General features: G+C 71.0%; 12 protein-coding genes. 4 read left to right on the top strand and 8 right to left on the bottom strand.

The genetic code is table 11. From position 1 onward, the window contains the following. Window positions 1-117 precede the first annotated feature (117 nt). A complete protein-coding gene (locus Q0C12_RS06515) occupies window positions 118-1,038 on the top strand; it encodes a GGDEF domain-containing protein (protein ID WP_290887860.1) in 921 nt (306 codons plus the stop codon). Between the two features lie 53 nt (window positions 1,039-1,091). Here Q0C12_RS06515 and Q0C12_RS06510 read toward each other — a convergent pair whose 3' ends face one another. The 3 genes from Q0C12_RS06510 to Q0C12_RS06500 form a co-directional block, all read right to left on the bottom strand. Next, window positions 1,092-1,508: a DUF1761 domain-containing protein gene (locus tag Q0C12_RS06510; protein WP_290887857.1), complete on the bottom strand. Its 417-nt coding sequence runs from the start codon at window positions 1,506-1,508 to the stop codon at window positions 1,092-1,094. 108 nt (window positions 1,509-1,616) lie between these two features. Next, the gene (locus tag Q0C12_RS06505) at window positions 1,617-2,885 is read right to left on the bottom strand and encodes an amidohydrolase family protein (RefSeq protein ID WP_290887854.1); all 1,269 of its coding nucleotides are present in this window, start codon (window positions 2,883-2,885) and stop codon (window positions 1,617-1,619) included. Then, complete coding sequence (locus tag Q0C12_RS06500; RefSeq protein WP_290887894.1) at window positions 2,882-4,216, bottom strand: amidohydrolase; 1,335 nt, start codon at window positions 4,214-4,216, stop codon at window positions 2,882-2,884. The genes Q0C12_RS06505 and Q0C12_RS06500 overlap by 4 nt, the downstream gene beginning before the upstream one ends. A 189-nt stretch (window positions 4,217-4,405) precedes the next feature. On the opposite strand from Q0C12_RS06500, the gene Q0C12_RS06495 reads away from it, so the two are divergent. Next, complete coding sequence (locus tag Q0C12_RS06495) at window positions 4,406-5,182, top strand: AMP nucleosidase (RefSeq protein ID WP_290887852.1); 777 nt, start codon at window positions 4,406-4,408, stop codon at window positions 5,180-5,182. 3 nt (window positions 5,183-5,185) lie between these two features. On the opposite strand, the gene Q0C12_RS06490 is transcribed toward Q0C12_RS06495, so the two are convergent. The 5 genes from Q0C12_RS06490 to Q0C12_RS06470 form a co-directional block, all read right to left on the bottom strand. Then, window positions 5,186-5,515, bottom strand: a complete 330-nt coding sequence (locus tag Q0C12_RS06490; RefSeq protein WP_290887849.1) for a hypothetical protein — start codon at window positions 5,513-5,515, stop codon at window positions 5,186-5,188. 129 nt (window positions 5,516-5,644) lie between these two features. Beyond that, a complete protein-coding gene (grxD, locus tag Q0C12_RS06485) occupies window positions 5,645-6,574 on the bottom strand; it encodes a Grx4 family monothiol glutaredoxin (protein WP_290887846.1) in 930 nt (309 codons plus the stop codon). Between the two features lie 390 nt (window positions 6,575-6,964). Then, window positions 6,965-7,579, bottom strand: coding sequence for an SGNH/GDSL hydrolase family protein (locus Q0C12_RS06480; RefSeq protein WP_290887843.1), 615 nt, complete (start codon window positions 7,577-7,579; stop codon window positions 6,965-6,967). Window positions 7,580-7,585: 6 nt separating this feature from the next. After that, window positions 7,586-8,830 (bottom strand): aminotransferase class I/II-fold pyridoxal phosphate-dependent enzyme, encoded by a 1,245-nt coding sequence (locus Q0C12_RS06475; RefSeq protein WP_290887841.1) that lies wholly within the window; start codon window positions 8,828-8,830, stop codon window positions 7,586-7,588. A gap of 72 nt (window positions 8,831-8,902) precedes the next feature. Then, entirely contained in the window at window positions 8,903-9,283 is a 381-nt protein-coding gene (locus tag Q0C12_RS06470; RefSeq protein WP_290887838.1) for a DUF4345 family protein, read from the bottom strand. Window positions 9,284-9,347: 64 nt separating this feature from the next. Here Q0C12_RS06470 and rsgA point away from each other — a divergent pair, with 64 nt between their 5' ends. Both rsgA and Q0C12_RS06460 read left to right on the top strand, forming a co-directional pair. Further along, window positions 9,348-10,424, top strand: a complete 1,077-nt coding sequence (gene rsgA / locus Q0C12_RS06465; RefSeq protein WP_290887835.1) for a ribosome small subunit-dependent GTPase A — start codon at window positions 9,348-9,350, stop codon at window positions 10,422-10,424. Next, complete coding sequence (locus Q0C12_RS06460; protein ID WP_290887832.1) at window positions 10,421-11,683, top strand: flavohemoglobin expression-modulating QEGLA motif protein; 1,263 nt, start codon at window positions 10,421-10,423, stop codon at window positions 11,681-11,683. Before rsgA ends, Q0C12_RS06460 begins: the two co-directional genes overlap by 4 nt. Window positions 11,684-11,710: the final 27 nt, after the last annotated feature.

Below are 11,710 nucleotides of genomic sequence, written 5' to 3'. Positions count from 1 at the left end.
CCGAACCCCCTAGGCCGAAGGTCATGGGCCGGTGAAAGCGTGAGCCGGTTGGCGATATCCAAATGCCAAGCGAAACAGTCGCTTGTTTCGGGGGGCGCGGTGGCCGACAGTAGCCCCATGAGGCCTTCCCACCGCCCTCGCCGCATTTCCGCCACCGCGCCGCTGTCCCTGTTGATGGCGGCGACGCCCGCGTTCGCGGCCGCTCCGTCCGGGCAGGTGACGGCGCTCTGGTTCGCGCTTGGCTTCGCCGCGGCCCTGGCCGCCGCCCTGGCCCTCGCCTCGCGCGTGCTGACGCAGCGCATGGTGCCGGGCGCAGCCTGGCTGCCTTACGCCGGTGCCAGTGTCGCCTTGCTGTTGGCGGGCGCCTGGCTGGCCGGGCGTTGGCCCCTGGTCGGGCTGGTGCTGGCCATCGCGGTGCTGGCCTGGGGCCTGCTGCTGGTGCGCGAACTGCTCGGCCGCATGCGCCGCCTGCTCGAAGAGCGCGACCACGCCCGGGCCGAAGCCTCGCGCGTGAAGCAGAGCTCCGAGCGTGACCCGCTCACCGGCGTGCTCAACCGCGGCGCCTGGCGCGGGCGGCTCGAGCAGCTCGCCTCGGATGCCCGCGAGGCGCAGCCGCCGCGCCCGCTGTCGGTGCTGTTCTTCGACATCGACCTGTTCAAGCTGATCAACGACAGCCTGGGCCACCACGTTGGCGACGAATGCCTGAAGGCCGTGGCCACGACGGTGGCGGCCGAGCTGCGCGGCGGCGACATCCTGGGCCGCATGGGGGGCGAGGAGTTCGCGGTCGCGCTGCCGGGCGCGCGCCGGGTGAACGCCATCGCGGTCGGCGAGCGCATCCGCATGGCGGTGCAGCAGCACTGCCAGGTGGTCGGCGAGGAAGTGGTCGAGCTCACGGTCAGCATCGGCGTCGCCGAATACCTGGGCGAGGCCGAACCGCTGGACGCCCTGGTCGACCGCGCCGATCGCGCGATGTACGTCGCCAAGGACTCCGGCCGCAACATGGTGGTCGCGGCCGAAGGCAGCTTCGGGCCGAACTGACCGGCGAACCGGCCCACGGCGCCGGCCTTGCCGGCGCGCCGCACGACCTTCCCCTACGTCAGGCTTGCGTCCACCGGCCAGAGCGCCAGCACCGCCCCGATCAGGGTGAACTGCAGCGTGTGGTATCCGCCGTTGATCAGGAACAACCGAAGCGACTTGCGCTCGAACAGGTAGTTGATGCCGAAGCTGGCCGTGACCCAGCACAGACCCGCCGCGAAGCCGGCGCCCACGCCGAGTTCCAGACTGGGCTTCGGCCCCAGGAACATCGCGAACACCGCGCTGGCCACCAGGCACAGCACGAAGGTGGTGCCGAAGATCAGCGCCATGTTGCCCTTGGCGAGCACCTCGTCACTCAGGCCGGTCTCGCGCTGCCAGGCCTTGCCGAACAGCACCGGCGAATACCACAGCCCGCCCAGCACGAACCCCGATAGCGCGGCCACCAGCACCGCCCAGACATTGAACTCCGGCATCGCACGTCTCCCCGTGTGGATGGATGCCGGCACGGCTCCCCGCGGCGCCGGCCCCAAAAGACTACGCCCTCCCCGGTCTCCCGGGGAGGGCGCAGGGTCACGCGGCCATCAGCGGCCGGAGTAGGCGCGGGGCAGGCTGCCCTTGGGCGCCAGGTAGCGGTCGCGCAGCTCGGTCTGGCGCGAGCGCATGCTGGCGGCGCGGCCGTCGAACCAGACCTGCTCGGCGACCGTGTTCACTTCCAGCGGATCGCCCGACCACAGCACCAGGTCGGCGACCTGGCCCGGCTCGATGCGGCCTCGCTGGGCCGACACGCCGAACACCTGCGCCGGAACCGCGGTCAGCCCGGCCAGGCCGGCTTCCCACGGCAGGCCGTTGGCGACGGCGACGCCGGCCAGCTGGCGCACCTTGCGGGCGTTGTGGGTGGCGTCGCCCGCCTGCGAGAACGCCACCGGCACGCCGGCGCGGTGCAGGCGCGCGGCGTTCTCGAGGGACGAGCCCAGCGCGTCGAAGCTCGATGGCAGGTTGACGAGCGCATCGAGCAGCACCGGTGCGTTCGCGGCCTTGAGTTCGGCCGCGACCATCCAGGCCTCGGCGCCGCCGGCGATCACCGGCTTGAGGCCGTGCTTCTTGCTGAATGCCAGGGCCTGGCGGATGTCCGCCGCGCGGTCGACCTGGAACACGACCCGGCCACCGGCCAGGTAGCGCTGCAGCGCGGCGCGGCCGGAGCGGGTCAGCAGGCCGTCATCGGCGCCGCTGCGGGCCTCGGCCACCGCCTGCTCGAGCAGCATCCACTGGCCGGCACGGCTGCCGCCGGACAGCGGCGAGGCGCCGCCGCCCAGGTTCACGAACAGGCTGCGGCTGTTGCCCAGCGCGGCGTCGAAGCGGCCGTCGAGCACCACCGCGCTGCCCTGGCCGGCGACGAAGCTGCCGCCCGCGGTGCTGCTGGGCGAGAGCACGGTGAAGGTGATGCCCTCGACCCGGTTCACGCCGATCGCGGCGGAGTTCGGGTTGAAGGCGACGTCCACGTCGAACTCGGGGCGCCAGGTGGGCTCGTGCGCATTCGGCGCCACGCCGAGCGCCAGCGTGTGGTCGACGGTGGCGGATTCGCCCGACACTTCCTCGATGCCCAGGCCCGTGAGGCCACCGAACAGGCCCGGCGTCAGCGGCCGGCCCTTGGCTTCGACCACGGTGACGCCGGCCGGCGCGGCCAGGCCGGGGCCGACCTGGCGCACCACGCCGCCCTGCACCAGCACGTCGTGGTTCTTGAGGGTGCCGCGGGCACCGGCGGTGTGCACGGTGGCGTCGCGGATCAGCAGGTCCTGGGCGGCCGCGGGCAGCGCGGCGGCGAGGACGAGGCAAACGAGCAGGCGCTTCACGGCGACACCTCCTGGCCCAGCATGAAGTCGGTGACCGGCTGCCTCGACGGGTCGGCGCGGTCGTAGAGCAGGGCGCCGTCGACGTAGACGCGCTCGGCCTTGGCATAAACGCTGAAGGGATTGCCGTTCCACACCACCACGTCGGCCATCTTGCCTTCGGCCAGCAGGCCGGTCTGGTCGGCGACGCCGATCGCACGCGCGGCGTTGGTGGTGATCCAGCGGATGGCGTGCTCGGGCGGCAGCTTCAGGCCGACGCGCTCGCCGCGCACCATCACCTTCGCGGCTTCCTGGTTCAGGCGCTGGATGCCTTCGGCGGAATCGGAGTGCACCACCGCGCAGCTGTTCTTCGGGCGATCCACCAGGGCGATGTTCTCCTGGATGCCGTCGTAGGCCTCCATCTTGAAGCCCCACCAGTCGGCCCACAGCGCGCCGCAGATGCCTTCCGCGGCGAGTTCGTCGGCCAGCTTGTAGGCCTCGACGCCGTGGTGGAAGGCGGCGATCTTGAAGTCGAACTCCTTGGCCAGGTCCATCATCAGCGCCATTTCATCGGCGCGGTAGCAGTGGATCTGCACGGTGATGTCGCCGCGCATCACCCCGGCCAGGGTTTCCAGGCGCAGGTCCTGGGCCGGCTTCTCGGCGCCGCCGTTGCCCTTGCCACGGCCGCGGCCGGACTCGGCGCTGGCGGCCTCGTACTTGTCCCAGGCGGCGCGGTACTTCTGCGCCTCGATGAAGGCGGCGCGGTAGCCGGCCATGTTGCCCATGCGGGTCATGGGCGACTGGCCGCGGCCACCGTAGTAGCGCTTGGGGTTCTCGCCGCAGGCCATCTTCACGCTGTGCGGGGCCCCGGGGAACTTCATCTGCTGCATGGTGGTGGCGGCCACGTTCTTAAGCACCACGCCGCGGCCGCCGATCAGGTTGCCCGAGCCGGGCAGGATCATCATCGAGGTCACGCCGCCGGCCAGCGCGGTGGCGAAGCCCGGGTCCTGCGGCCACACCGCGTGCTCGGCCCAGACTTGGGAGGTCACGGGCGTGGTCATCTCGTTGCCGTCGGAGTGCGCGGCCGCGCCGGGGCTGGGGTACACGCCCAGGTGCGAGTGCACGTCGATGATGCCGGGCGTGACCCACTTGCCGCTGGCGTCCACGACGGTGGCGCCGGCGGCCTCCAGGCCGGGGCCGACCGCGGCGATGCGGCCGTCGCGCATCAGCACGTCGGCGCCTTCGAGGCGCTGGCCGTCGCCGGTCAGGACAGTGGCATTGCGGATCAGCACCGGGCCCGAGGCCACGGGCTGGTAAGTGCTGGCGTAGGGCGTCTGCGCCGCGCCCGCCAGCATCGGCAGGGCGAGCAGGGCTGCGGCCAAAAGGCTGGCCTTGGTTCGGATGGACATCGTGGTCTCCCCAGTGATCGACGCACCCTAGCCGCAGGGCCGGGCGCTTGCCAAGTCCATCCGGTCACGGTTCAAGCACCGCGTGGCAGAATGGCCAGGCAAGGCGTAGAAAAACAACAACAAGGAAAACGACACGTGAAAGACAAGAACGAGATCGTCAGCAATTGGCTTCCCCGCTACACCGGCGTGCCCCTGGCCGACTTCGGCGAGCACGTGCTGCTGACCAACTTCGGCGGCTACCTCAACACCTTCTCCCGCCTCACCGGCGCCCCGATCCTGGGCACCGACCGGCCGATGCCCAGCGCCACCGCCGACGGCATCACCATGATCAACTTCGGCATGGGCAGCGCCAATGCGGCCACGGTGATGGACCTGCTCTCGGCGGTCAGCCCGAAGGCGGTGCTCTTCCTGGGCAAGTGCGGCGGCCTCAAGCGCAAGAACCAGCTGGGCGACCTGGTGCTGCCGATCGCCGCCATCCGCGGCGAGGGCACCAGCAACGACTACCTGCCGCCGGAAGTGCCGGCGCTACCGGCGTTCGCGCTGCAGCGCGCGGTGTCCACCATGATCCGCGACCTCGAGCACGACTACTGGACCGGCACGGTGTTCACCACCAACCGCCGCGTCTGGGAGCACGACGCCGCGTTCAAGGAATACCTGCGCAAGCTGCGCTGCATGGCCATCGACATGGAGACCGCCACGATCTTCTCGGCGGGCTTCGCCAACTCCATTCCGTCGGGCGCGCTCTTGCTGGTGTCGGACCAGCCGATGATCCCGGAAGGCGTGAAGACCGAGGCCTCGGACCGCGTGGTCACCGAGCACTTCGTCGAGCGCCACATCCAGATCGGCATCGAGGCGCTGCGCCTTATCCGCCGCCACGGCAAGTCCGTCAAGCACCTGCGCTTCGACGAATGACGCCTACCAGTTGAAGACGAAGCCGACGACGTCGGGCTGCGGCTTGGCGTCGCTGAAGCGTACCGTGCACTCGACGATCTGCTTCACTTCCGACGTCAGGCCGGGCTCGATGGTGATCGGCGCGGTCAGGAATTTCTCGCCGTTGGGCGCGTCGCGCATGCTGGCGGCCAGCGCGGCGGTGTCGAGTTCGTAAAGCTTGCCGCCCAGCCGCGATTCGGCGGCGTCCTTGCAGGCCTCGGCGGCCAGGCCGCCGGGCGTCCCGCCAGCGGCGCCGTCGCCACCGCCGCAGGCGGCGAGGGCCAGGGCCATCGGCACCACGATCCAATTACGCATCCATCCTCTCCTCGGTCGGGGCCGGACCCGGATGCGCGCACCTTTGGCCGGGCTGGCCTGCAGATGACCGTAAATTAGCGTAATTGCTCTACGGCCGCCACGGGCCGTACGTAAGCATTGCTAACCGGTTCAGTAGCGGGGGACGGAGGGGTCGATCTCCACCGACCAGGCGTCGATGCCGCCCTCGACGTTGTAGAGGTCATGGAAGCCCAGGCCGCGGAAGTACTCGGCCGCCTGCCGGCTGCTCTGGCCGTGGTGGCAAAGGAAGGCAATGGGCAGGTCCTTGGGCAGGGCCTCCAGGCGCTCGCGGCTGTCCTCGTCCAGCACCTCGTGCGGGTGCGGGAACGGCGCCAGGGCACGGGCGTGGGCCGGGCGCACGTCCACCACGTCGAGGGTGCCGGCGATGATGTGGTCGTGCAGCTGCTGCACCGACATCGACTTCACCGGCGGCGGCGCGTTCGGGTTGTGGATGGCCAGGCCGGCGCCGCGCGGGCCGTCGACCCAGTCGATGCGCAGGCCCTGTGCGCGCGGCGCGCTGGCCAGGTCCATGTGGAGACGCAGGCCGGCCGCTTCGGCCACGATTTCCTGGCCGCTGGCCGGCTTGAGCTCGAAGCGGGCGTTGAAGCGCGGGTCGACCGAAAGGTGCAGCACCGCGCCCTCGTCGGCGCCGTCCATCGCCCGCTGGATGGCTTCGGCGGCGGCGGGGGTGACCTCGATCCGGGGCGGAGTGCGGTCCGGCGCGGCCAGGCCCAGCGCCTCGTGCAGCTCGCCGCTGTTGAGCATCTGCTCGATGATGTCGCTGCCGCCCAGCAGCTCGCCGCCGACGTACAGCTGCGGGATGGTCGGCCACTGGCCGTAGACCTTGATGCCCTCGCGGATCTCAGGGTCGGCCAGCACGTCGACGTGGCCGAAGGACGGCAGCAGGCCGCCGAGGATGCCCACGGCCTTGGCCGAGAAGCCGCACTGCGGCGCGCGCGGCTCGCCCTTCATGAAGAGCACGACGTGGTTCGCCGCGAGGATCGATTCGATGCGCGCGCGCGTTTCAGGGGACAGGGACATGGCCGGCTCCGGTAGGTAAGGCCGCCATTTTACTCCCGGGGCATGAACCCCGGGGGTGCGGCGCTCGCGCGGGTCGGGTTCCAACGTTTGAACGCGGATCAGAGCGGATGGACGCGGATAAGAGCGGATGGAAAATGTCAGGGAAGCATCAGGCGTGCAGGTCCGGATCGGGCGCAAGCACGCGGTCTCGGCAGTCTCCCGTCGAGGGCGCGGAGGCTGTCCTGGAAGCGCCCGTCATCCGAAGCCACTGCCCGGCTACTCGCCGGTCAAAACTTAAAAAATCCGCTTTTATCCGCGTCCATCCGCTCTGATCCGCGTTCAAAAACAGACGCCCCACCGAAGCGAAAGAACCCAGGCAGGCGAGCGAGCGGTCCCTGTGCCGGGTGGAGGTCAGGCCAGGAGCACCCGGGCGACGGGAAGGGCGAGGCGGGTCCACTCGGTGTACATCGCGGCGGAGGGGTGCAGGCCGTCGTCGGCCACCATGCCGGGCTCGGCGCCGCGCTCGCGGCTGACCGGGGTGATGTCCACGAAGGCGACCTCGCGCGCCGCGCATTCGTCGGCGGCGGCGGCGTTGAAGGCGTCGAGCTGGCGGGCGATCTCGGCGGTGTCGCGGCCGCTGGCCTGGCCGAAGGGCGTCACGCCCCAATCCGGGATCGACAGCACCAGCACGCGGCCGGGGCGGTCGCCGGCCAGGGCGATGGCGCGGTCGAGCAGGTCGGCGAACTCGACCCGGTATTCGCCCAGGTTCCAGCCGCGGTACTGGTTGTTCACGCCCACCAGCAGCGACACGACGTCATGCCGTCCCAGCGGTTCGGCGGCATCCATCGCCGCCGAGAGCTCATCGGTGGTCCAGCCGGTGGTGGCGATGATGCGTGGGTCTTCCAGCGCGATGCCTTGCGCCCGCAGCGCCGCGGCCAGCTGCACGGGCCAGCGCCCGGCCTCGGGCACCGACTCGCCGATGGTGTAGGAGTCGCCGAGCGCCAGGTAGGAGAGCGGCGCGGACATCGGGTTTCAGGCCACGTGGCGCGCGCGGGCCCGCGCGGCGTGCTTGCCCAGCGCGCGGTCGATGCGCGCGAACACTTCGCGCACCAGCCCCGCCTCCGGCAGCAGCGTCACGCGGAAATGGCGCGAGCCCGGCACGTTGAAGCCGCTGCCCGGCACCACCAGCACGTCCTCGGTTTCCAGCAGCTCGAGCGCGAAGGCCTGGTCGTCGAAGTCCACCGCGGCGTCGCCGATGACCTCCGGGAAGGCATACAGCGCGCCGGCCGGCGCCACCAGCGACAGGTGCTCGCTGGCCTCGCAGCATTCCACCACCGCGCGCCGCGATTCATGCAGGCGGCCGCCGGGGCGGGTGAGTTCCAGGATGGTCTCCGGGCCCGACAGCGCCGCCGGCACCGCGAACTGCGCCGGCACGTTGGCGCACAGGCGCAGCGCGCTGAGCAGGTCCATGGCGTGGTGGTAGTCGCCCACCGTCACCGGGTCGCCGGAAAGCACCGCCCAGCCGACGCGCCAGCCGCAGGCGCGCCACACCTTCGACAGACCGCCGAAGCTCAGGCAGGGCACGTCGCCCGCCAGCGGCGCCAGCGGGGTGAACGTGGCCTCGTCGTACAGGATGCCGTCGTAGATCTCGTCGGCCATCAGCAGCAGCTTGTGCTTCGCCGCGATCGCCACGAGCCTTTGCAGCAGCTCGCGCGGGTAGCTGGCGCCGGTGGGGTTGTTCGGGTTGATCACCACCAGCACGCGGGTGCGCGGCGTCACCAGCTTCTCGATCTCGTCCGGGTCGGGCAGGAAGCCGTTCTGCGGGGCGCAGCGGTAGTACACCGGCCGGCCCTGGTTGAGGATGGTGGCGGCGCTCCACAGCGGGTAGTCGGGCGAGGGCAGCAGCACTTCCTCGCCGGGATTGAGCAGGGCGCGCAGCGAGATGTCGATCAGTTCGCTGACGCCGTTGCCAATGAACACGCGCTCGGCGCTGGCGTTGGGGGTGCCGCGCCGGCGGTGCAGTTCGGCCAGGGCCTCGCGGGCCACCGGCAGGCCCTGCTGGTGGGTGTAGGGATCCGATTCGCCGACGCAGGCGGAAAGCGCGTCCTGCAGGTGGGCGGGTGCGCGGAAGCCGAAGGCGCCGGGGTTGCCGATGTTCAGGCGGATCAGCTGGCGGCCCTGGCCCTCGAGTTCGCGGGCGCGGCGGGACAGTTCGCCGCGGATGTCATAACGGACCTCGCGCAGGCTTTCGCGGGTCGGCAGGGGCGTGTGGGGCATGTTGCAGGGGACTCGGACCAGGGTGCTGGGCCGAGGTTAACGGAATCTTGACGCGCTTTCAGCCGGTTTTGTTCAGCCGGTCCGGCCGCGCAGGGCCACCACCGCCGCCAGCGTGAAGCCGATCTCCCAGACCAGGGCCGCGGCGAAGAAGCCGGTGAACTCCCCGGTCAGGCCGATGCCCAGCAGCCGGGCCGCGGCGATGCCGCCATTGGCCAGGGCCACGGCCCAGAGGCCGGGGGCGCGCCAGGCGGGCTGGGCCGCGCAGGCGAACAGGAACGCGGCCAGGCCGAGTTCGAGCCCGCCGTAGAAGGCGCGCAGCTCGACCAGCCCGGCCGCGGTGCCGCTGATCCCGACCGGCGCCAACACCGCCTCCGGGGCGGCCACGATGGCGATGCCGAACCCCAGGAAACCCAGGGCGGCGAGGACGAGCACGACGGTACCGAAACGTTCCATGGCCACAGCCTGACCGCCGCCCGGTGAGCGGAGCGTGTTCGAAGGGGCGCTATCATCCCCGGCAATGCAGCCAACCCCCGAAGCCCTCGACCTCCTGCGCCCCATCGGCTGGCCCGATGACGACGCCCGCCGCGAGGCCCTCGCCGCCGCCCCCGGCGCCCGCCTGGCCCGCGTGGTCGGCCAGCACCGCAGCGCCTACGACGTGGCCACCCGCGCCGATGAAGTGCTGAAGGTGCAGCCGCCGTTGCCCTGGACCCGGCCGCGCTGCCCGCCCGAACAGCGCGCCGCGGTCGGCGATTGGGTCACGCTGGACGAGGCCGGCAAGAACATCCTCGCCCTGCTGCCGCGCCACGCCCTGCTCAAGCGCGGCGCCGCCGGCGAGCACCACCGCCAGCAGCTGATCGCCGCGAACGTGGACCACGTGCTGGTGGTGGTCGGCCTGGACCAGGACTTCAACCCGCGCCGCATCGAGCGCTACCTAGTCGTGATCCGCGCCAGCGGCGCCGACCCGGTGCTGGTGCTGACCAAGGCCGACGAGTGCGAGATCGTCGAGGACTGCATCGACCTGCTGATGGAGGTCGAGGAGTCCGGCGTGCCGATCCACGCCATCAACGCCAAGGACCCGGCCAGCGTCGCCGAGCTGCATCCCTACCTCGGGCCTGGCCAGACCGTGGTGCTGGTGGGCAGCTCGGGCGCCGGCAAGTCCACGCTCACCAACACGCTGCTGGGCCGCGAGAAGATGAAGACCAATGCCGTGCGCGGCAACGACTCGCGCGGCCGCCACACCACCACCTTCCGCGTGCTGACGCCGCTGCCGCAGGGCGGCTGCCTGATCGACACGCCGGGCATGCGCGAGGTCAAGCTCAGCGGCGACGAGGACATCGTCGATGCCTTCGAGGACATCGAGGCGCTGGGCGCCGGCTGCCGCTTCCGCGACTGCGTGCACGGCAACGAGCCCGGCTGCGCGGTGCGCGCGGCCATCGAGGACGGCACGCTCGACGAGGCCCGCTACCTGAACTACGTGAAGCTGCGCGACGAAGCCGAGGCCGCCGCCGTCACCCAGGCGGCCCGCCGCGCCGAGGAAGCACTGGCGCTGAAGAACAAGCACCGGCGCACCAAGGACAAGCTGGGTCGCCGGTGACCGCGGCCGCGCGCTCGCTGGAACACCACGCCGCGCTCGACGCGCGCCTGGTGGCGGCGGTGCGCGGCATCCGGCTGCTGGAGTCGGTGAGCTGGCCGGCGCGGCTGCAGGAAGAGTTCCTGGCGGCCTGGAAGATCGGCCGCATCCACATGCCCCGGCCCGAGTACCCGCGCGGCGACTACGCCGCCGTGCGCGACGAGCTGGACAAGGTGCACGCGCTGGCCGACCCCGACGATCCGCTCGGCCGCTACCTGCAGTTGACTTCGGAGAGCTGGCGCATCACCACGCGCCTGCTCGATGCCGTGGGCTCGCACCGCGTCACCGCGTACTCGACACGATTGTTCGGCCGCCCGGTGGAAATGCTGCCCGGCGACGGGCCGACCCACCTCGACGCCGCCACCCACTTCATCGGCCTGGCGGACGAAATGGACCAGGAGCTGCGCGCCGTCGAGCCCGACTACGTACTGCCGGCCGAAACCGTGCAGGCCGAACTCCAGGCCGCGGTGGATGCGTTCTTCACCGGCCACAAGGTGCGGGTCGAGCTCGACGACGGGCTGATCGCCAAGGCCGCCGCCAGCTCCACCCGCATCCGCCTGCGCACCAACACCGGCTTCAGCGAGTACGACCGCAACCAGCTGCTGGTGCACGAGGCCTTCGTGCACACCCTCACCGGCCTCAACGGCCGCGAGCAGCCGCACCTGAAGTCGCTGGCCCGCGGCTCGCCGCGCACCACCGCGACGCAGGAGGGCCTGGCCACCTTCGCCGAGCTGATCTCGGGCTCGATGGACATCGAGCGCATGAAGCGCATCAGCCTGCGCATCGTCGCGATCGACAAGGCCATCCACGGCGCCGATTTCGTCGAGGTGTTCCGCTTCTTCATCGAATCGGGGCAGTCGGCGCTCGACAGCTTCACCTCCAGCCAGCGCGTGTTCCGCGGCGTGCCGCTGGGCGGCGGCGCGGCCTTCACCAAGGACACGGTGTACCTGCGCGGGCTGCTGTCGGTGCACACGTATTTCCGCTGGTGCCTGCGCCACCACAAGCTGGGGCAGGCGCGGCAGCTGTTCGCGGGGAAGATGGCGCTCGAGGACGTGTTCGCGCTCGAAGGCGCGTTCGAGTCGGGTGCGCTGGCGGCGCCGCTGTACGTGCCGCCGTGGATGCAGCGCGCGAACGGGCTGGCGGGGATGCTGGCGTTTTCGCTGTTTGCCAACAAGATTCGCCTCGACCGCGTGGATGCCGACGACCTCGTGCTGGGGCTTTGAAAAGCTCCGGGACTGAAGTCCCTCCTA

The organism is Arenimonas sp. (genome assembly GCF_022842045.1).
Lineage (GTDB): Bacteria > Pseudomonadota > Gammaproteobacteria > Xanthomonadales > Xanthomonadaceae > Arenimonas.
The sequence above is the reverse complement of the archived record's forward strand: the minus strand, read 5'-3'. Positions and strand labels throughout refer to the sequence as shown.